Origin of the sequence: Legionella gresilensis (assembly GCF_900639865.1) — a bacterium.
Lineage (GTDB): Bacteria > Pseudomonadota > Gammaproteobacteria > Legionellales > Legionellaceae > Legionella_C > Legionella_C gresilensis.
The window spans coordinates 1-22,253 of the sequence record NZ_CAAAHX010000021.1 but is presented as its reverse complement, the minus strand read 5'-3'; the positions used below and the strand labels follow the sequence as shown (position 1 = coordinate 22,253).

The window sequence follows — 22,253 nt, the reverse complement described above, 5'->3', positions numbered from 1 at the left end:
TAAGTAAATTTAAATCCTAAATTATTTTTTATTCATTAGTAGCTTATCAATCAATTTTTGTGGTGCTAATTTAATGAAAGGATAAACAACTCTTTCTGAAGTTCTAAGCCAAGTAGAAATATCGGGATTAATTTCTGGCGAATAGCTAATAGTTTTTGACAAGGCATAGCCTATTACTTTTAATTTATTAATATATTTAGCATGATTTGCAACATCGGCTCTTATTTGATCGCAATCAACAAATGCTGGATAACTGCATTCTGAACCTAAGAAGAATTTACCCGATGTACCTTTAATAACCCCAACAGCAAACCCTATCCTTTTTAATAATTTAAATAGCTTAACATCCATAACAGAGGCATAATATCGAATGTCATTTTTTAATAAAAATCCCAATATCGAAAGATATACACCCAGACCTATTGAAAAGCCTGAGGATGTGCGGTATTCCTTTACTACTGAAAGTGTGGTTATATCGTAAATCGAATCTAATATTTCAGATAAATTATTTAAATGTATAATTTCTTGAATATTACAAGACCAAGGCGGTTCTACTATCGTATGAAATGTTTTAAGACCTAACTCTGAAGGTCGCATCATTCTTACTGAGCCAATAGGTTTTTTCTCTTTATGATCAATAACTAATAAAAAATTTGAATAAGGCATGTATTCTTCGTACTCATTATTGAGCAACTCCTCATCATTTCTATAAACTTCCCAAAAGACTTTAGCCTCAACATATCTGGATAAAAGACAAAAAGGACTATCATGATTTAAAAAATAAATTCCAAATCTTTTATTTGTATTTAATTTAAATTGAGTCATGCATTCTGAAGCTAATCTAAGCAGAGTTTCATTTGGAAGAGATAATAAAGAATTTTGCATATAAATGTACCTCAAAAAAATTATTTACTAATTATAGTATAAATACATATCTAATTGCGCAATATATAATCAATTTGTTTTTTATAAGGTGGTGTTGCAAAAATAAGATGGTTGTATACTAAGCGAATTTAGCTGGCTATTTCTATGAGTTGTAAAAACCCATCTGCTTTCAAATGGCGTCATTTTCATGGCGAAGTGATTTTGCAATGCGTGCGCTGGTATTGTAAATATGGCATCAGCTATCGGGATCTGGAAGAAATGATGGCGGAGCGGGGATTATCAATTGATCACACCAGCATTTATCGTTGGGTTCAGTACTATGCACCGGAATTAAAAAAGCGATTAGATTGGTATAACCAACGTTACTCTAGGCGATGGCATCTCGATGAAACGTATGTCAAAGTCAAAGTCAAAGGCGAATGGAAATACTTATATCGTGCTATTGATGAAAATGGCAATACCATTGATTTTTACTTGTCCCATCAGCGTAATACAAAAGCGGATAAACGATTCCTAAGTAAGCTTATAAAAAATAATCCAAGCTGTGACGTCAGCGTTATTAATACAGATAAAAATCCTGCTTATAGTCAGGCTATTAAGGAATTGAAACGGGAAGGAAATTTAGCACTGCATGTTAGTCATTTGCAAATAAAATATCGTAATAATCGTTTGGAATCAGACCATGGTAAGCTTAAACGTCTTATCAATCCTGTGTTAGGATTCCAATCTATGAAAACTGCTTATGCGACAATTAAAGGCTTTGAAGTCTTGGGGATGTTTCGTAAAGGACAATTTAATAAGTGGATGGTTGGTAATCAAAATGAGATTTCATTTATTAACCAATTGTTTCAGGTCTATGGCTGAACTACGTGCTGAATTTATGTTTTTATAAACTTTACAGTTTTTGCAACAACGCCGGCATGGATATGTTTATGGGATGCGAAAAAGAATGAGCTTATTGAACTACTACCTAAGGGTTGGATAATGCATCCTACATCTGAAGGAGCCTGCTTTAAAAAAGTTAGTATAATCGATAAGTGCAATTCAACACATATACAATTAGAAGCCTTTACTCCCATAACTCGTCTTCAGACCATAGCAAATAAGTATAGCTGTCTACATTATTATCGAAAAAAACCTAGCTTGGGCGGCCCTCTATACGAGATTTGGATAGAAGAAGATTTTTTAATTGAATTCGTTTCTGATGAAATATCAAGCAATTTTAAGGATGACACATCGTCGTGAACTTAAGATAGTATAATTGAAATAGCCATCAGACACTTTTTCACATAAATGACCAGTTATGGAACTACTACTAACCTATTTCAAAGAACCCAGAAATCAGTCACTTAACTGGTTATTTAATTAACGACACGTAAAGATTTATTTTATTTGTTTATATGACTTATAGCAATCTAAGAGAAGAAAAATAAAGTCGTGCTTTACTTTCAAGAACAGAATCACTGATACAAATCATTTTAATAAATACACTTAAAGTATGAACTAACTACATCCTTTGCTTAAATAAAAGTCTATAATTAGATTAAATTATAACCAATAGATGAAAAATGACACAGAGAATTATTAGAGAAAAACTTGCCCGTTTTCTCGACTATAAATCTGAACAGTGGTGCAAAGAGATTTCAGAACAAAATCTTCTACCTGAGACAATTCTCGCCAAACAAGAAGAAATTAGAATACAAGCGAAACATTTGAAGGATTATCTCATATCAGGAGGCAAATGCTTTGCCCTATCTGCTGTAAAAGGAGCCTTTTCAGCGACAGGTTACGGCAATTGGTGGAAAACTATACTTTTCCATGTAGCTAATTGGACCCCTAATAATCTTGAATCTTTAAACGAGATTATAGAATTAAACCATCTTTTACCTCCCCATCATTTAGCTCCGCTTCAAACCTTAACTTTAGGAAATTTATTGGAACTGGTATTAAATCATGTTGCAACTGAGCAAGCTAATCCTAAGCCATCTATAAAATCTTTCTTACCAGAAGAGATAACGCAATTGCATTACTTTGACCCAAATAAGAATTTTTTTGAAATTGTGATAAATGGGGAGCTTTTTCAGGCTAAGAGTCGAGATATCATTGGCGGCTATTTTACGAGGGCTACGTTTGCTTCTTTATTGAGAGACCATCAAGAACAATTTCCAGGAAATATTTGTCTAGTACATGCAGAAAATCATGTAATTAATGTGCAATATGAGGAAGAGAAATGGATTATTTATAATTCTAATTATTCACATGAATCCATTGAGACCATGACTAAATCTTTTGATACGGCAGAGGCGTGTGTAGAAGAAATTCAATTATGCTTAAAAAGTGAAGCACTAGCTTTAGAGCTTGCCTCATTCAGAGCTAACAAGCCCGTTGAGTTTGATTTTTTTGATAAATTAACTACCCAACATATTGTAAAACTTATAGAAAAAGGCGGATTATATGTTATTGCTAGATATGTCCCCCACCAACTTGAAAAAATAGTCGAGCTAGCTTTTGAATCTAAGGAATTGAGAGCAGCTTTAAGTATGACATTATCGAAAGAAAACCAAGATGAGAGATATTGTTTATCCGCAATTGCCTGTTATTCGCCCAGTGGATTAGAAGATCTTTTTTTTCTCGCTCAGAAAGATGAATTACTAGGCAAATCTATTGCCGGAGCTTTGGTAATTTCAGATGAAGAACAATGGAATGTTTTGCATGTAATGAACAGCCAAACATCGCCTCCCATAAGTGCTTTATTAAATTTAGCCGAGGTGAACGGACAGGTTAATAAAGCGCTACATACTGCTTTAGGCATGAAAAATAAAAAAGGTAAAACACCTTTAGATCATCTTTCTAAAGATGACCTTAACTACTTTAAACTTTCAAACTTTTATTCATCAAAATCACTTCAAAGAAAAAGCCTTTTCAATCCTAAATCTAAAAAAATTTCAGATGAAAATAAAAAACCAGCCTCAAAGACGTTACTTAAAAATTAGGGGACAAGGATCGCATTAATTTAAAATATAATTATTAAGCACCATTATCAATCAACTTATTCATTATTAGCACAATTTACTTATTTTAAGTGATGCCTATTGTGTCTTTCTCAAATCAAGAAAGCATATAAGATATCCTAAAATTATGATTTAAGGATTTAAAATCATGTGCTTATTCATAAGCTAAATTTAATATTTTGTGATTTACAGCTAACAGGTAAAGATATTCATTAATTAAAGGAAATATTTATCCAAACTCTCAGTAACTGATGCCATATTTATAATACTATCAAACTCACTGAAAAATGACTTAATCATAAAGTGGCATCACTTAAATATTCTGTATACCCCATTATCAGCGGATAATTTTTTCAAGGGAGCTTTTCATTTTACTGTTTTGATTTAACCACATCAAAATATATGGATCTCCTTCGTTTCCATAACCGGCAGTCGCTAAATCAGGCAAACCATTTTTACTCCAGTTACCAATCACAATCGAATTAGCTGAACGTTCGGATAAGATCTGTTTTTGATAAATAATTTTTAGATCACCATTAGCTAATTTTTTCTGTTTGCATAAATACAAAACTAATGCCGTTGGATAAGAACGATAACCAGCAATAATATCAAAACACCCTCGACCTGTTAGATCGGCGATTTGAACGGCATGCCCTCCAGCTGAACGCTTCTCAAGTACTTTTCTTTCTAGCATGTCGGATGCAAGAAAAGAGTCATTTTGAGGTTTATAAATTGTAACAGTATCACCATGCCAAGGCTCATCGTTTAAATAACTGGATTGTGAAGTATAATCAATAGTGGCTATAAAAGATGCGCGTGAGTCAAATTTAGACAATGAGGTTAAACCCGAGAATTTCCAATCAGATTTATTTTTATTATCTAATGTTTTGACGCCTTTATCACGAGCCGACTCATCCTCACTTGTATTTTTAGGAGAAGAATGTAGTAGTTTAGGATCCATTACCCATTTATCTCCATCTTTATAAAATGAAAGTTTTATAAGACCTTCTTTTGCAGCGATAAGTATGTTTTCACCCTTTTCGCCCTGTTTTTTGGGAACAACGATAGCATCGTGCATGACATGATATTGATTATTTTCAAAAATTATTTTTTTCCAAGGTCGTTTAATATCACTATTAGGAGTATAGAGAGTTATTGAAGCTGCACCATAAATTGGTCTTTCACCAGGTCCAAATAAGGGAATGACAATAACTTGTTTCTGCCCCGTACCTTGAAGATCAGCTGTAATAATACGATGAGCGCCGGGTGTTTGTCCTATCCAGTAAGTTTCCCATTGTTTAACATTCAAATCTTTAGGACGTTTTGCCCACCAAATGTTACCTTCCTTTTCGGGTTGTTTAATGGGAACCTCAAAATCGGACATAAAAACTAAATCTTCAAGGCCATCTTGATCGACATCCATGAACATGCCATGTACAACGTGTTTTTTCTTGGTGATGAGATGTTTTTTCCAGGTGGGAGATGTTTTAGCGGATATAGAAGGTTGAAACTCATACCAATATATCTCACCTTCGGGTTGTCCTTCGCTTATTCCTGAATAAGCAAAAGATACCAGGTCTGTAAATCCATTTTGTGTAATATCTTGTCCAATAAGGCCATAAGATCCTGAAGCTTTAGCATCAATAATACTCATTTTAAAGTTTAAGGGTGCTGAAGTATGAGGGGTATGATATTTACTTGCTTGTATTTGATTTGTTGTGAATAGTAAAATTGAAAATAAAAAATAATATTGGGTAAATCCTTTAACTTTGTTCATTCCTATCCTTTTCTTTTAATTTTATAAAATTACAAAACACGCTTAGTTTTTTCTGTTTTTCTCCTAATAAGAGTTTATCCGATAGAGCTTTCTTTAATACTATATGTAATGCCTGAATACAAAATTTAGGCACTGTTGGAATAAAATATAAATTTAGTGCGTAGTTTAGCTATAAATATGAAATTATTCTTTAATAAAAGAGACTTTATGAACTCCATACACCCACTTATTCAATTGCTCTTTCTAAATATATGCATGACTTAAAAGCCTTTAATTGTGACATAGGGGGTTTTCATCGCTCGCCTTGCCCAGTATTTATTGGCCTAAAAATTAGACGCGAAAATAATTAATTTTACCATATAATTTGCGACAGCAATTTAGAAAGAAAAAGTTGTTTACATAAATAATTACGATTAAAAGGAAGAGAATAGGCTTTGAAACTGTAATTTGAGGAATTGAAAAAAGTGAACATCTAAAGTTGTGAAAAGACATCCTAAAGTATAATTTGAGGACCTCAAAAATTTAAAAAAGCAATTTACATTTAGAAAACATTAACTAAAATTAATTAACATGAATTCCATATAATTGCTCAAATAATATCCATATGGATTGCCAATATTCAAAGCAGGACAGCTAAACCAGCTCTGTATAGTTATTTAGCATCTCAAAATAAGATTGATATCAGCTTGAATATGCTCTTTGTGTTCCTATAGATATCTGCCTACGTAAGTTTTTTCTTATAACTAAAAAATTGAATATTGCAGCTAATAGCTTCTGACTCTAAGCGACGCACTATAATGAGAGTTATTACTATACATATCGTATTATTTATTGATAGATCACGCACCTAATTGTATGATCATTTTTTTATATTTAGGAAATTAAATGTACTTTTTTGGCTTAGCTACTAAACCTCTTATACGACATATTCTTATAGGCTCGGGTATTTCAGTAGGAGCAGAAGCACTAAAATCAGTCTGTTTTAATATTAAAACAGAGGAAGATAATAAGTTAATTGCAGATCCTTTAAGCTATGAAAAACCAGAATTCACACATATAAAGATGATAGTTAATCAAGCGTTAATTAACAGCGGATTTAAAGGCAACGTCTATGTAACCTTTAATTCACCTCATTATATGAGTATTTCAGATTTTTATTCCTTTAAAAGCAATCAGAAAGCAGCTTACGTCTCTATTAGTGCTACGCTTGCCAAAGAATTTAAAGCTGCAGAGATTTACGCAATGGCTGGTCATGAAGCAATACATACTATACATTATCATTATTTAATAGGTAATATTTTTTGTGCAACATCTTTGCACTGGACATATCATTTTATAAAACAAAACACCCAAGACAAGATAGCGACATTAAGTTCAGCAGGATATACTTCTAGATTCTTAGGGCAGTCCCTACTTAAAACGCTTCCAACATTGCTAGCATGGAGCGGTACCTATGGCGCTTACAAATATATTTTGCCTCAATTTAAAAAACTACTAGAAATTGATGCAGACATGTCTTCCGCTCGCCTATTAGGAACAAAAGAAGAAATCGTATCGACGTTAACTAAGTTTAAAGATGATTCACCTGAATCAATCTCTACGATTATAGAAGCTAACCATCCGCCTTTAGATACTCGGATACGATTAGTTAGCCTCGTGAAAGAAAATCCAAATGCACATGCACGCATGCATCAATTTTTTAAGTCTAAAGAATATCTGCGTTCAGAACAGCGAACTTCATTAATTAATAAAACTTATAGCCCAACCTAGTTTTTTGTATTAACTAACCCTGGCTTAGGGTTAATCATATTAATAAAGGAAAAATTAATTTTCGTCTACTTAATCTTTTTTCGTTAAAAAGAGTTCCTGAAATGACAATTTGAGGACCTCATTAATTACGGTAAGGAATTTTAACAATTGCCCCTTTTTATTTTTGCTAAGAGGACCTTTTTTAGTTAAAATATTATTTTTTCAGGAATTTAGATTAAAAATCGTGGCTAGAGAAGGTAAAGCAAAGGTTTTAACAGATGCTGAGTTCAGACGACTCTTAGCAGTGGCTAAAGATAGTACATTTTCTATTCGCAATGTAGCGATAATTTATTGTTCGTTTGGTTTGGGATTACGTGCAAAAGAAATTGCTTCTTTAACGANATTTTTTATTCATTAGTAGCTTATCAATCAATTTTTGTGGTGCTAATTTAATGAAAGGATAAACAACTCTTTCTGAAGTTCTAAGCCAAGTAGAAATATCGGGATTAATTTCTGGCGAATAGCTAATAGTTTTTGACAAGGCATAGCCTATTACTTTTAATTTATTAATATATTTAGCATGATTTGCAACATCGGCTCTTATTTGATCGCAATCAACAAATGCTGGATAACTGCATTCTGAACCTAAGAAGAATTTACCCGATGTACCTTTAATAACCCCAACAGCAAACCCTATCCTTTTTAATAATTTAAATAGCTTAACATCCATAACAGAGGCATAATATCGAATGTCATTTTTTAATAAAAATCCCAATATCGAAAGATATACACCCAGACCTATTGAAAAGCCTGAGGATGTGCGGTATTCCTTTACTACTGAAAGTGTGGTTATATCGTAAATCGAATCTAATATTTCAGATAAATTATTTAAATGTATAATTTCTTGAATATTACAAGACCAAGGCGGTTCTACTATCGTATGAAATGTTTTAAGACCTAACTCTGAAGGTCGCATCATTCTTACTGAGCCAATAGGTTTTTTCTCTTTATGATCAATAACTAATAAAAAATTTGAATAAGGCATGTATTCTTCGTACTCATTATTGAGCAACTCCTCATCATTTCTATAAACTTCCCAAAAGACTTTAGCCTCAACATATCTGGATAAAAGACAAAAAGGACTATCATGATTTAAAAAATAAATTCCAAATCTTTTATTTGTATTTAATTTAAATTGAGTCATGCATTCTGAAGCTAATCTAAGCAGAGTTTCATTTGGAAGAGATAATAAAGAATTTTGCATATAAATGTACCTCAAAAAAATTATTTACTAATTATAGTATAAATACATATCTAATTGCGCAATATATAATCAATTTGTTTTTTATAAGGTGGTGTTGCAAAAATAAGATGGTTGTATACTAAGCGAATTTAGCTGGCTATTTCTATGAGTTGTAAAAACCCATCTGCTTTCAAATGGCGTCATTTTCATGGCGAAGTGATTTTGCAATGCGTACGGTGATATTACTCTGGCGTTAAATTATGATAATTACTTTATGCATAAGTGAGCTCTTTATTTGGCTGATTTTGCCTGCCTTAACCTTTCTTTAATTTCGTCTCAACCGCCTTTCGTCTTAATAACGCTAACTCTTTTAGTAAAAGTTTTCTGTTACTTATCTATAGAGCTATACTTTTTAAAACATGGGTTAATGTAACATAACAACATTATAATAATTCAACGTCGGAGTAATACCGCTGGGTCCAGTATTATAGACCAGAATTTAATATAACAAATTGAAACTAGACTCTATTTTATCAAGCTAACTGGTAAATTGTAATATTGTTTAAGAAGTAAAATGATGGGTAGCAGAGGGGTTTGTATCAAGGAGTATGGCACGGAAAAAATAGGATTTCTCAAAAAAGCACAAGGTAGCGAAAAACGATCGTTTTTTGATAGTTTAACTCTGTTTACAATTACAATAAAGCTCTTTAATTAACTGCAACAGAGTCTTTTTTATTAAGATTAATAAATTTTTAATCAGCCACCGCTTATTTTGGCAATAGACTTACGCTCTTCCTGTGCTGGTTTTTCTATTGGTTTCTTATTTTCAACGAAAAAAGTAGGGCTTGTAGAGAAACAATTAGTATTAATAGGCTGAGGCTGTTTATCTACACATTTTTTTGTTAATTCAAAATGTTCTTTAATTAGCTTACTAATTTTCTCATCACCTATTATCTCGGCAAGATCATATGGTAGTAACTTGACGCGTTCTGATTTTTTTGCTTGCAAAAAATAGTTCATTCGCTGAATAATGTGTGAATTTTCTTTAATATTTGCTAGTCCCATCGCAAGTTTTATCAATTCCTGTGCCGTCGATTCAAATGGAATTTCAAAATTACAATTATTCTTTAATAACGTTTCAACCACTTCAGTATTACCATCGGCAACAGCAGCAAAGGCTGCAGTTACATTATATTTTGTCATTTTATCTAAATTTGCACCTCCTGCAGCCAAAGCTTTAATGACGGCAGTACAACCATATTTGGTAGCAATAAATATTGGGGGCATACCATCTGCTCTAGCCATATCTAAATTCGCCCCTGCTTGAGCTAAAGCTGTAATTACATCGGACTTACCATTTTGAGCAGCAACGAAAACGGGCGTTTCACCATTTTCTTTAGCTAGGTTTAAATTTACACCTGCCTCGGCTAAAGTTGTAATAACAGTAGAATGACCAAATTGAGCAGCAATTAAAGCTAAAGTTACACCATCTTTTGACTTACGTAATGACTGCTCCTTAATGAAATCACTGCTTGGTCTTAATTGTGTTAATTTTTCTAATTTAGCTTTACTCCTATTATCCCCTGTAAGAAAAATACTTGTATTAAAAGCTACATAGGGTGATGAGTGAGTACCAACAAAACCTAGTTTAATTTTCTCGACTATTTGGTCTAAAGTGGTTGCTTCCAGCGGCTGGTTAACGTCTCGAAATAACCAGCCTTTGCTAGTACTATAGCTTAAGGCCATAGCATGATTATGACTCCCTAAGAAAAGACCTACAGGCGTATTAACATCGTTTAATGTTTCATCTAGTACTTTACTTAAGTTAAGCAGGTAATCATGGAGCTCTTCCTTAGTTAATATGTTAGGCTGTGAATAAATCTCCTTTAATCCCCCCTTCCTTTCAATCATTGATGAAGAAGCTATTGTTGAAATGAGTTCAATTTCCTGTTGAGTTACAAAAGAAGGCTGATTACATAAATTTTTATGTTCCAATGGAGATTGGAATAAGTCTAAACTATTGAAAAAAGCGAGTATTTCCAACACTTCTTCATCTTCATCAGTAAGCCCTTTACCTTTTTTTGCTTGTGCCTGCTTAAGCTTATCAAGTAATTGATCTCGAGGAGTGTCTTCAATGAATGTAAGGCGTTTTTCAAATCTCTGTCGTTCTTCCTCCCCTAGAAAATTAGCTTCTAACCAGCGTACGGCAAAACCTTGGCATAAACCTAAAGGAGTATTTGAAATATCTTTATAAATTAATGCCTTATATAAATCCAATAATAGAAGATGCAGCAGCATAATAAGCGTTTATTTTGATAAATTTGTAGGATTATAATTCGAAAAGATTAAGTAAATATTAACGATGCATATTTTTAATACAGCTTTATTTTAAAATTATATTGGAACTACTTTATTTCGTGTTGCTTATTTTTAGTATATTTATGAGCAAAATCGTTAGGATTGAATTTGAACTTCTTCATGACGTATTTACCATAAAAAGACTAGAACTTTCAGCACTAGCAGCTCATAGCTTATTTATTAACTCTCAATTACAATCAGCTGGTCAAAATTGCTTCAATAATAAACAGATAAAAGGAACAAACTTTCAGAAACAATCAGATATCGTAAAATCATTGACTTATTATTTTATAATTAGGAAAGTCTCGAAAAACGACCCTTTTTGAGACTGTCTATTGAAAATTACACCAAAGTTTATATCAAATTACATTATTTGTAATACATGTTATACGAATTATGTCATTATATTGTCGAGAGGGCTCATATTAGCCGTATGTTTACCTAAAACACTTGAACAACGCTTGTCTGAGCTAGCAGAATTAACCCACCGCTCTAAGAGCTACTATGTGAAACAAGCTATCCAAAATTTTCTTAATGATCATGAAGTCCATTTATTAGCGCTCGCTCACCTTGAAGAAAAAAATTCAAAATTAACACTGTAGGAAATGGAGCGTCGCTTTGGTTTGGAAGATTGGGTTCGATGCAGGCGTTGAAAAGACTTAAAAAAGTTAGGTCACACAGCCCAAAAAAAGATTTTTAACTATATTAAGAACACCTCTTAAAGGTGGATAATCTAAGAGCGCTTGGCAAACCCTTATCAGGAAAGATGAATGGCTTATGGCGTTATAGCGTTGGCGATTATCGTCTTATAGCTAAAATTGAGGATGAGCATTTCATTATTCTTATTATTTATGCTGGCCACCGGAAAAATATTTATGATTAATATTCGATAATTCAATTTAAGTAATAAATATTATGGCAGAACAATAAGGTGTAGATCGCCATATTTAAATAATCTTAGTCTTTAGTATTTTACTAAAGCTTCGGCTTATCATTATTTTCCTTAACTGAGTTTAAATCTAGAATGTCTACAGTCGATTTTGAAAAAAATTTATTGCGGTCAGAAGAAATTTGCTGACTAGATGTAGAAGTACTATTACCACAATTTTTAAGTGTATCTGATTCTGCAATTTTTTCTCTCTTAGAGAGTGATGCTGGGGTATAAGCATAAGATGAATATGTATTTATTTTACCAAAATAATTCTCCATAATTTTAAAAATTAAATTTAGGCTTTCTAAATTATTAGGTAAAGAAGGAAAATCGTACGGGCAATTTGGATCTACAAAATGTAATCTATTTTTATCATCTACAATTATAGTAACCCGGTGCGAAAATGAAGCAGCATGCCCTTCCTGGACCACTACACCTTCGGAAAAATCATTCAGGTTTGACAGGCTTAAAACGAACAACGAATTTTTTTGGGCAAGGCGAATTTGCTCTTTAAGTGCCTGGCAGTCTCTACACGGTGTCTCAGTAATTTTCCTTGTTAAGATATCATCTGTATTGGTTATAAATTGAAACTGCTCAACTAAATTAAATTCATTAATGTTTACCACTCTTTGTGAATTCCGATGTAAAAAGAGAATTGAGCCAAAAATATATTCAAATACTTCATCTAAATTTTTGAAGTGATTAGCTAGCGGATGCCCCGTATTAAAAGGCAAGCCTAATTGCTCATTATCTCCATTCCATCTAGTAATTGATTCAAGCATTTCGGTGTGAAGGGCACTACTCTCCTTCCCTTTAAGAATCATAATGCTTCTCAAAAATGAATCACCTTGGCAAAACCCATTGGTTACATTTTTGATAATATCCTCACCTTTAACGGCCGGCCTAGTTTCCTGCGCTTCAAAAATAATATTATGTATATAGTTTTTTAAATAGCTATATTTTTCTAGCTGATCTATTAAGGTACTTTGTTTAATATTAGGTGGAGGGCTAAAATAGTCTAGTGGTTGATGGTTAAAAATATTTTTTTGATTTGAATCTCCTAAATTATTTTTAACAAATTGATAGGCGTCTAAACTACCCATCGCACCATAGTGATGGGATGTATTACCATAGTAATCACATGTATCTAATTTGGCACCCTGGTCAAGTAGCATCTGTGCAATTTTTAATTGATTATTTCTAAGAGCTAATTGAATTAATGAAGCACCAGGCAAACAGACTTTCATTTCAGCAATAAAAGGTTTTCTATCAAGATTTATAGGTTTATCAGCCGTATACTTAAACAGTAATTCCATTTTTTGCAGTTTTATTTCTTCCTCTTCTTGTGTCTCTAAAATTAAAGATAATAAAGTAACGAAGTGTACTTCATAAAATTTCTGCTCAAAACTTGCCATATCATCTGGATCTACATAAAAATAATTATCCTGGTTGCTAATTGCTTGAACAAATCCCTTCGATAAAGCCATAGGAATTTGTTCAAGCTCTCTTTCCTTAAATAGAAATTGAACAAATTTTGAATATTCAGCAGGAGTAATGGGTGGCTCTTCTTCCGGGCTTTTTATTTTACTAATCATTTTATCGCGTATATTTTGTATGCTTCCTGTGCATGGCAATCTATCTAAAACCTCAATCTGCCTCGCTTTCATTTATTTACACCTAATGCAAATTTATTATTAGTATAGCTCCTTGTTATATATAGTGATGGTCAAAATTCATTTGCTTATCAATTTATACTCCTTCTTTTAATAGAAGATAGTGAAATTCACCATTTTTTGTCATTAGAAATTTTGTCTATTATTTTTTCTTCATCTCTAACTTTAATTTTAAAGATAATTAAATTTTAATAAGAAGTTGAACGATACTGAATCAATGATAAATGTTAGGATTCCTATGGTAAATTTCTAGGCAATAACCCATCTCAAGAAACGACCGTTTATGATATTAGTTTACTATTTATATATAGTACTGAACCAGTCATAAAGGATACGATTACTAAGATAAAATCCTATACACTAATTCACAATAACTATGCGCCTTGAGCAAGCCGATATTCATTAAAGCGTTCCTTTAATTTGGATCCAGGTTTTGAGCTATCTTGATTAGATATAGGTCACGTTACTTTTTTCTAAACACTTTAGTTTCAGGAAAAGTACATTGCTCTTCAAATATATTTGAATAAAGCTTACTCCAGTTTTCAGATTCAGCGGTTTTTAAAGTAGAGTGATAACATTTAATACCGGGATATCTAAGGTTTCTTTCTACAAGAGAAGGAAAAAATGCTGCACTAACTTTATCTTTTGACCTATAGGAGCTTAGAATAGTCCTATCATACTCGTCTTGTTCTGCTTGAGTTGTATTTGGATGGATTTTTTTATAATATTTTACAAATTCATTATATGCGCTACTAATGCTTACACCATTAGCTTTAAAAAATTCTTCTAATTTAATTCCATGAAATTCAATATTAAAAGAATCCAGCACATAAATTTCATTATTTTTTCGCCATAATACAATAGCATGATCTTCACTAAATTTTTTCTTATCGTCTGTGGTTGCAATGCCTTCTTTATAAGTAGTCGCTTTAACATAGGCCCATTTGATATCTAAGACTCCAGCAACTTGTAGTCCATAAGCAAAAAGAGCATTAGCTGCTCTGCAATCTGCAAACCGTTGCTCGATATTTATTTCAGTTGTCATAAAGGGATATGATTCAGGATTATGAATATCTTTTAAACTAGCTGGCAAAAGTTTTTTTTGAATTTCTACATAATTTTTAACTTCTTTATTAGCATAAAGCGGATGTTGGACATGGTTATAATCCCCTCCATGGACCTTCTTGCCATCTATTGTGCTCACTTGTAGATTAACAAGTTGTACTACCAAAAGATGGACGCGATTAATTTTTTCAACTTCACTAAGGCGACTTTCTTTTATAGCAACACAAACATCTCTAAAAGATTTTTCTACCTCATTATCATTCTTGAAAGGATGGGGTAATTTTCCATTCCCTGTTACTGCCCAATGAGGATATTTTCCCTTATGAGGCCAACTACCAACAAAAGCTATCACTTCATTTTTGTTAGTAGGAATTTCTCTCGCATTATCAAACCATTCTTTACTTTTTATTTCATTTAACTTTTTATTTTTTGAGAAGGTCATAGTTAATTCCTCCTCTTTTGCTTTTATAATTTACGTTTTGTGATGTCTCTAAATTAGTATTTTCCTTATTTATACTGTTTACTAGCGCTGATGTGTAAATGGTTAATGTCTCATCAAATAAACAAAAATTAACATTTTCACGACAAAGGTGGGTACACGCTTTAGGCATGACATACTCCTCATTATGCGTTCATACAATTGTTAATTATGAAATTTGATTTTAATTTATTTTTATTAAGAGAGTATTAATAAAAAATCAAATTGATTAATTTTCTATCTAAAATGAGAAATTACGGCAAAAATTTAGACTCAAAAGAACAGTTATCTGTTTAACTACCTTAATACGAGCATTTTCATAATTATAATTAAGGAAGCATTTGTAAGGCAGTAATCGAATGATAAGCGAAAATTAAGTAGGAGTTGGCAAGCAGTTTTATCTAATTAGATACAATAAGTAATAAATTAGCAGAATATGTTTCAATTTTATCTAGTTTATTAAAAGCAATTTAAATTATTTGTTAGCCATTAAGAAAGCAGGAAATAGCTACCTAATCTCAACAAACGACCGTTTATAAGACTTAACATCTATTTTTATAAGCGCTCAGAGTAGCTTCATTTGATGATTCTTCTTTGCCAATAACTTTTCTTCCTTGATGCATATTAGGAATTAAGGCTTTTAAGATATTAATAATATTTTTAATTCCCATCTGTGGATTGATAACTTCTTCAAGTCCTATACAAACGGGAGAGCTTGAATCATCGACCTTAGCTTCTTTGTATAATGCTTTAAACTCTTCTATTTCAGATGGACTTAATAACTGACCTAAAGTTAATCCTTCGTAATCTAACGATTCATTCCATAAATAAGAAAGGTCTTTCAGACAACGAGCAAATGAATAAAAAAAAGCTGTTCCACCTGAAATTTTATAGAAAAGATTAGCAAGCAAATTATCTTTAATTCCATCAAGCATCTTTTGGCATTCTGCATCACTATAATGGATATCAGGGCTAAAAAGATAAGAATTTGAAACATACTTATCAACTTTATCCTCACAATTATACTCTGTTAGATAGTCTGCATTTAAAGAGATTTCACTTTTGTTTGATGAATGTTTAGCCCAGATGAGAGTCGTGTAACTTGCCAGTAAAGTCATTAATATAAGATCATTTTTGAATCTTATGTTAACCTTTTCTTTCATTTTGTTTTCTAAGTAAGAGATAGCCTTACTTGGTGACAAATAGTCATCCTTTTTAGTGACATGGTTATTATGAAACAATCTAAACATATTGCTAACTTACTTTAAATGTAATAGTTATATTATACTATATTTTTAATTATAAATCAATAAGTTATATTATAAATTGATTTAAGCTACTAACCTTCACCTATCTCTCATTTTGGTAAGTAGAAGCAATAATATTTAACATTAGTCATAATGTCTTAATTTATCTCTTCTCAAATATATATTTTCTGAGGCTTAAATGCCTTAATTATAAAATAATTTATCTACTTAATTTCATTAATAGAAATCAAATTTAATTTGAACTTGCTAGCATTCATTAAATCGCCCTTTTTGAAGCATACAGATGATTTTAAATGTTTTAACTGTTTTGAAAATTTATTACTTGCATGACTACAATTAGTGTCTGGATGATAACTGCAATATTTAATCTGGCGACTCTTGTCTGTCGTCGAATTATAGCGCACAAATGTTGACCAGGGGCAGATTTTCGCTGCTAATAATCGTTAGATCGCAGATTAATCTACTAGCTTAAATAGGTTTTTATAACGTTTAGCAATAATTTTTTTAAATAGTAGTGCTGGTCATGCCAACAGAGTACATCATTAGATAAATGGTGATCTAGCATTTGCTCGAGCCTTATCTAAGTGAGTTTGATTCCATTCAATTGCCTTATCAATACAATCATTCACTATAGATACGATACGTGCCTTATAGCTTTCAAACTCCTCTTTGTCTTTAGGTCAAGACTCATTTTTAATTAAATTTTTTGCTCTACGATGATAGAAGTTAGCTTTACCTAGATATTCATTGACGCAGCAAAATATTTCGGCTGGAAGTTGACTAGAATTTTTTAGAGCTAACTTTTTTTCTAGGTTTTCTATAGAAACTTCATAAACAAACCTAGAATTATAATTAAAAAAACGATATAGCGGATTAGTTTGAGCTATTTGCGTTAATCTAGCTAGTTGGATACTTTGAATAAGAAGTATTTTATTGGCAAATGCTTTTGAAATGGCTTTACTTTGTATCTCATCCAATAATAAATCGGTGATGCGCTATTGTTATTTTATCCATGCTGTCGATGATAATAGCTTCTAATTTAGAACAATCGCTAAATACACAAACACCTACCTCCGCGACGCTTGCCGGAATGATGACGTGTTTTAAATTTGTGCACCCATCACATGCATCATTTTCAATAGAAGATACGCCCTTAGGAATAGTTATCTTTTTCAAACTTATACAATTACGAAACGCGCCATAACCAATAGATACTATACCTTGATGTAAACTTAAGTTTTGCAAACTAGAGCAACCATTAAACATATCATTTTTAATGTTTTTTATCTAAATTAAGCAAAAAAACTAATATTCCTCAAATCAGAATACAAGCATTATTATGCCTATGTATCTCACTTACAGATGACGGAACGAACTTATTTGTTTTGGTTTGTGTGAACTCATTTGCTTTAGCAATGCAATCATCAATAATAGTGGCTAACCGTTTATCGTACTCTTTTAGTTGATTCTCAGAATGAGGTAACGGCTCTTTCAGTATTAATGCTCTTGCTTTCTGATAATAACAATTATCATCGATTAGGAAACAATTTATTTGTCGAAGCATGTCTTGCGAAAGAAAACCATGTTGCTTTTCAATTGCTCGCTCTCGATTTTGGCATAAATCACTTAAATTATCTTTAGAATTAGTATAATTAAAAAAGCGATACAGTGGATTTGTTTGTGATGTTTGAGTTAGTTTAGAAAGATGTATCGCTTGAAGTTGCCTAACTTCATTAAATAAATGCTGGGTAATAGCTTTGGCTCGAATTTCGCTATGTAAAATATTTGCATAATTGTCATTCGCAATAATGATAGTGGTTAAGTTTGTGCAATCTTCAAAAGCTTGAGAGTGAATCCAAGTCACGCTGCTAGGAATACTTAATAAACGCAAGCTAGTGCACTCTTTAAATGCTCTAAAGCCAATAGAGGCTACTTTATTAGGAATAATTACTTTCTGTAAGCTGGTACAACCATAAAATAACCAGTCTTCAAGTCTAATGACTCTATTAGGGATAGTGATTGTTTGGAGGCTGGTACATCCAAAGAATGCCCCCTCACCAATCTTAGTGATACTATTCGGTAATATCAATATTTTTAAATCGACACAACCACCAAATGCATTTTTTTCAATTGAGGCAATCCCATTAGGAACGCTAAAAGCACCCCTGTTATCAATATCATCACTTTCGACTTTAAGAAGCTGTTTTTTATCAGAATTTAATTGCATTGATTTAACTTAAAAATTACAGGATACACAAATATCACGCAGAATGTAATTCAACTTGCAAATAGAAACTCAAACTTAGAAATTAAAATTACTATTACCTTACAAAATTGTATTAACAGCTCTCTGAATTCGTGTGAGTTTTCTCAAATCATGATTTCCGTAGCTAGATTATCTGCAGGGTAAACCAATTGGTTTTCATCAGAATTTTTTTGTCCATTTTTATACGACCCTAATTTAAACAAACCAAGTCCTAACAAGGCTGTTGTAACACCAATGCCAGCTACTATTAGGCCAGGAATACCAAATGTTGAAGCATTAAATACTACAAAAGCAACAGCAACAGTAGTAAGTCCTAATACACCAATAAAGCCACCTAAGATCTGCATATTAATATTTTTCAAAGAACGCTGTGTTTCTGTTTGTTGCTGTTTGATTAAATATGAGCAATCATTGTATTTTGTGATATTTCTAGCCTTATGATAGGAGGCTTCTACTTCTAATGAACTTTGTAATTCAACTAATTTACTCGATAGTTGCTCATAATCAGAATAAACGACCTCTGTTTCTGGTAGCTCATCTGCCTTAGTTATCTCGTCCAAATTAACTGTAAATTTATACAAGCCTTGTTGTATTTTTCTTTTTAGAGCAATTATCTTGAGTATTGAAGAATAAATTTTATCATCTTTCTCCCTTTCCTCTTTATATATTTTATAATTGATAGAGGAAATTTGGTTTAATTCATCTTCTATTTCTTGCTTTAGAGTATTAAATTGACTTATTAAATCCTCTATTTTTTCTTTATCACTTAAAAGTTTATTTTTAGACATACCATTCAAATAATCAATTTTTTTTGGCTATTCTACGTTAAAATAGAGCAAATTAAAATCATAGTTTGTAATTTTTATAACTAAATAGTTAATCCAATTTTGTTTTTTAAATTTATAGTTTGAATTATGATTTTTTTAAATTTTCATAAATAAGATTATACTGTAATTAAGTGAGGTTCAAAATTTGCTATTTGGGTTAGTGATTAATAAATATACGTTTATTATTCTAAAATCTTATCATTCTAGCGTTAAGTATCAGCTTAGTGTTTTACTTAACTATTAAAAAGAGCAATCATGAGTGATAAAAATATACTAAAACTTGCATGTTATAATGGCGTTTGGGTCTTACATTATTTATAATAGGCTATAAATAGCAAGAGTAATATTTAATATTAATGCGCTGTTAAATGCACATTAATATTAAAACGATTTACAGTTTATTATAAGTACATTCTGAATCGTAATTTTCATTCATTGATGATTGCTGTTTTACCCTTATTACCAACTGATTATTTTTTAAAAATATTTCACCACCCCCATAACCATACACAGTAAATTTCTCATTAAATTCCTGCATATGAATATAAGCAGCAATTGAAAATGACATTAATATACGTGAATAATTTTCATCCCATTCAAACAACATATGCTTAAAAGAGGTGAGTTTTTCGTTGGAATTAGCGTCTGTTTTTAAAGCACCAAATTCAAATACCTCACCATCTAAAGTAAAGGATAATTTATCATTTTTTATAGTAATAGTATCATCGTAGGTCTCACCATTTTCAATACACTGTCCTTCCCAATTCCCTGAAAAATCTGTAAATGATTTAGAATTATTTTTCTGTTTAGTAGCTAATTTATTATTTGATAAATAAGTCGATTTAATAGTTGATTGCTTTGTAATAATTTTTTGAAATAGTTTGGTAGCAAATACAGGATTTATTAGGCTGCTCGTAATAAAAAGGGCAGTTAAAGTTTTTTTATACATATTAAATTACTCCGTTAATAAGTTTTTATAGCCTTTACGTTGTCCTATTAGGATTATTTTTTTTATGAATGCATATAGTACTTTAGAGAAATATCTTTTTTCATTAAAATTTTAATTATTTTTTCCAGCGATTAACTACATTGTTTTTTACTTTAGTAAATAATTGCCACCCATTATTTATGGTTGTGAGGGATGGTTATTGATTAAAGCCGTCGATAAAAGCTTTTATTAAAGCGTCAATATATAACAACTATACAATATTTTGAATACAAATAATTTAATTTTTAATAGTCATGGACTAATTTTAATTTTTAAGATAGCCTGTGTGCCTTAATATCATAGGGGCTTTATCTAACCGTAAATAATTAAATGTTTTAGTAATTAATATCAAGCTCGTTCATCATTCAAGGTAAATAATGCAATTAAGTCCTGATAATAGAACCCTTCTTAAGGTAACAAATAAAGATATTAATATTAATGGTATTTTTCAGGTTCCTGAAGGTGTTACTTCAATTGGTAATTTTGCATTTGAAAATTGTACTGTCTTACAAACTCTGATATTTCATAATGCTATTAGATCGATTGAGCATAATGCGTTTTTTGGTTGTCATGGTTTAAAGGAGTTAGTGCTTACAAAGGGCGTTAAATCCATCGAAAATTATGCTTTTGCTGATTGTAGTAATCTAAAATGGATAATGCTTCCTGAAGGTTTGACATCTATTGGTTATGAGGTCTTTCTGAACTGCTTAAAATTAAATCTTATCGTCATTGCTAGTGATAATGAAGCTGAAGTAATGCGTATTACTAAATTATTACCCGAACTTTGTAAAAGCAAAGTTATCAATCGATGTATGTTTGATGAAATTATTCGCTGTCGTGACAAACAATTAGCAAGGCTTATCCAAGTCCCACAAACCAACCAACTTTATCGGTTTTTCAACTATGATACCAGAGCCTCGTCTAAGGTTTATGTAGAAATAGCAAAGAATCAACTCATTGAAAAAGATTATAGTTTATTACCAGAAGAAATATTTTGCTGTATAAATGAACAACTTGATAAGGACAATCCCTATTATCGCAGAGCAAAAACCTTAATCGGTTACGAACTTTGGCCAAAAAATAAAAGCGAGCTTGAAATTTATAAAGTGCGTGTAACAGAGATAGTTAATTTTTGTATTAATCAAGCTATCAAATGGAACCAAGTTGAGCTGGGTAAGATTTATGAAAATTCTAGCGCCCAAGCAGCTTTCTCATAATTTAATTTTACAAAATTGCACAGCATTTTTTTAGAAAGAAATAAAGATGTAAATCATGGGCAAGCAGTTACAAGATTAATAACCAATGAACACTTAAATATTAATGCCTTAGATGAAAATAATAATACCATTTTACATTTAATGGCAATGAATATTAATGATAATTATTATGCTCCCTATTTTCATAAAAGCAATCCACATGGAAACTATGGCTCTGTTGCAAAAAATTTTCTACTTTTTGAAAGTGGGGTTTTGAATTCAAATTCTAGCTATTTCAGCTATTTAAGTGGGAATTTGATTTAATGACTTAAGTTTCTTAAGTTTTGCTAGTGGAAAATATTTTTTTGATTTTTACCAAATTAACTTTTTTGCAACAGCGCCATTTATTCATACATCTCTATTAAATTTCTTCAAACTTATTTTAAAAAGCTTTTTGAAATAAGTTTGAAGTTATTAAATGAATACACTAAAGATTAATCTCTTTTATTTTCTCAATATCAAATTTGCATTAATACCA

At 31.4% G+C, this 22,253-nt stretch carries 19 protein-coding genes; 7 read left to right on the top strand and 12 right to left on the bottom strand.

What is annotated here, in order from left to right; genetic code table 11:
• Nucleotides 1–21: 21 nt before the first annotated feature.
• Nucleotides 22–885 (bottom strand): lysophospholipid acyltransferase family protein, encoded by an 864-nt coding sequence (locus E1P04_RS16220; protein ID WP_131783921.1) that lies wholly within the window; start codon nt 883–885, stop codon nt 22–24.
• A gap of 144 nt (nt 886–1,029) precedes the next feature.
• On the opposite strand from E1P04_RS16220, the gene E1P04_RS16215 reads away from it, so the two are divergent.
• The 3 genes from E1P04_RS16215 (at nt 1,030) to E1P04_RS16205 (ending at nt 3,878) form a co-directional block, all read left to right on the top strand.
• Nucleotides 1,030–1,749 (top strand): IS6 family transposase, encoded by a 720-nt coding sequence (locus E1P04_RS16215; RefSeq protein ID WP_131783920.1) that lies wholly within the window; start codon nt 1,030–1,032, stop codon nt 1,747–1,749.
• 120 nt (nt 1,750–1,869) lie between these two features.
• Nucleotides 1,870–2,130 carry a hypothetical protein gene (locus E1P04_RS16210; RefSeq protein WP_131783919.1) on the top strand — a complete coding sequence of 87 codons (261 nt, stop codon included), beginning with the start codon at nt 1,870–1,872 and terminating at the stop codon, nt 2,128–2,130.
• Between the two features lie 323 nt (nt 2,131–2,453).
• Nucleotides 2,454–3,878, top strand: a complete 1,425-nt coding sequence (locus E1P04_RS16205) for a hypothetical protein (protein ID WP_131783918.1) — start codon at nt 2,454–2,456, stop codon at nt 3,876–3,878.
• Between the two features lie 355 nt (nt 3,879–4,233).
• On the opposite strand, the gene E1P04_RS16200 is transcribed toward E1P04_RS16205, so the two are convergent.
• Nucleotides 4,234–5,673 (bottom strand): FG-GAP repeat domain-containing protein, encoded by a 1,440-nt coding sequence (locus E1P04_RS16200; RefSeq protein ID WP_131783917.1) that lies wholly within the window; start codon nt 5,671–5,673, stop codon nt 4,234–4,236.
• Between the two features lie 885 nt (nt 5,674–6,558).
• On the opposite strand from E1P04_RS16200, the gene E1P04_RS16195 reads away from it, so the two are divergent.
• Nucleotides 6,559–7,443 carry a M48 family metalloprotease gene (locus tag E1P04_RS16195; protein ID WP_131783916.1) on the top strand — a complete coding sequence of 295 codons (885 nt, stop codon included), beginning with the start codon at nt 6,559–6,561 and terminating at the stop codon, nt 7,441–7,443.
• Between the two features lie 1,978 nt (nt 7,444–9,421).
• Here the strand turns inward: E1P04_RS16195 and E1P04_RS16180 are convergent.
• On the bottom strand, nt 9,422–10,963 hold the full coding sequence (locus tag E1P04_RS16180; RefSeq protein ID WP_131783914.1) for an ankyrin repeat domain-containing protein: 1,542 nt from the start codon (nt 10,961–10,963) through the stop codon (nt 9,422–9,424).
• A gap of 467 nt (nt 10,964–11,430) precedes the next feature.
• On the opposite strand from E1P04_RS16180, the gene E1P04_RS16175 reads away from it, so the two are divergent.
• Nucleotides 11,431–11,625, top strand: a complete 195-nt coding sequence (locus E1P04_RS16175; protein ID WP_242604501.1) for a ribbon-helix-helix domain-containing protein — start codon at nt 11,431–11,433, stop codon at nt 11,623–11,625.
• Nucleotides 11,626–11,747: 122 nt separating this feature from the next.
• Nucleotides 11,748–11,906 carry a type II toxin-antitoxin system RelE family toxin gene (locus E1P04_RS16170; RefSeq protein ID WP_207386053.1) on the top strand — a complete coding sequence of 53 codons (159 nt, stop codon included), beginning with the start codon at nt 11,748–11,750 and terminating at the stop codon, nt 11,904–11,906.
• 92 nt (nt 11,907–11,998) lie between these two features.
• Here the strand turns inward: E1P04_RS16170 and E1P04_RS16165 are convergent, their stop codons facing one another.
• From E1P04_RS16165 to E1P04_RS16125, 9 genes are all read right to left on the bottom strand, one after another.
• The gene (locus E1P04_RS16165) at nt 11,999–13,621 is read right to left on the bottom strand and encodes an ankyrin repeat domain-containing protein (RefSeq protein ID WP_131783913.1); all 1,623 of its coding nucleotides are present in this window, start codon (nt 13,619–13,621) and stop codon (nt 11,999–12,001) included.
• A 469-nt stretch (nt 13,622–14,090) separates the two neighbouring features.
• Nucleotides 14,091–15,134, bottom strand: coding sequence for a hypothetical protein (locus E1P04_RS16160; protein WP_131783912.1), 1,044 nt, complete (start codon nt 15,132–15,134; stop codon nt 14,091–14,093).
• Nucleotides 15,115–15,303, bottom strand: a complete 189-nt coding sequence (locus tag E1P04_RS16155; RefSeq protein ID WP_131783911.1) for a hypothetical protein — start codon at nt 15,301–15,303, stop codon at nt 15,115–15,117. Before E1P04_RS16155 ends, E1P04_RS16160 begins: the two co-directional genes overlap by 20 nt.
• Before the next feature lie 409 nt (nt 15,304–15,712).
• Entirely contained in the window at nt 15,713–16,372 is a 660-nt protein-coding gene (locus E1P04_RS16150; protein ID WP_165482829.1) for a hypothetical protein, read from the bottom strand.
• Nucleotides 16,373–17,118: 746 nt separating this feature from the next.
• Complete coding sequence (locus E1P04_RS16145) at nt 17,119–17,415, bottom strand: hypothetical protein (RefSeq protein ID WP_131783909.1); 297 nt, start codon at nt 17,413–17,415, stop codon at nt 17,119–17,121.
• Nucleotides 17,408–17,716, bottom strand: a complete 309-nt coding sequence (locus E1P04_RS16140; protein ID WP_282433137.1) for a leucine-rich repeat domain-containing protein — start codon at nt 17,714–17,716, stop codon at nt 17,408–17,410. Before E1P04_RS16140 ends, E1P04_RS16145 begins: the two co-directional genes overlap by 8 nt.
• A gap of 37 nt (nt 17,717–17,753) precedes the next feature.
• On the bottom strand, nt 17,754–18,665 hold the full coding sequence (locus tag E1P04_RS16135) for a leucine-rich repeat domain-containing protein (RefSeq protein WP_131783907.1): 912 nt from the start codon (nt 18,663–18,665) through the stop codon (nt 17,754–17,756).
• A gap of 143 nt (nt 18,666–18,808) precedes the next feature.
• Complete coding sequence (locus E1P04_RS16130; protein ID WP_131783906.1) at nt 18,809–19,492, bottom strand: hypothetical protein; 684 nt, start codon at nt 19,490–19,492, stop codon at nt 18,809–18,811.
• Between the two features lie 430 nt (nt 19,493–19,922).
• Nucleotides 19,923–20,480: a hypothetical protein gene (locus tag E1P04_RS16125; RefSeq protein WP_131783905.1), complete on the bottom strand. Its 558-nt coding sequence runs from the start codon at nt 20,478–20,480 to the stop codon at nt 19,923–19,925.
• A 416-nt stretch (nt 20,481–20,896) separates the two neighbouring features.
• Between E1P04_RS16125 and E1P04_RS16120 the strand changes: the two genes are divergently transcribed.
• Nucleotides 20,897–21,736, top strand: a complete 840-nt coding sequence (locus tag E1P04_RS16120; protein ID WP_131783904.1) for a leucine-rich repeat domain-containing protein — start codon at nt 20,897–20,899, stop codon at nt 21,734–21,736.
• Nucleotides 21,737–22,253: the final 517 nt, after the last annotated feature.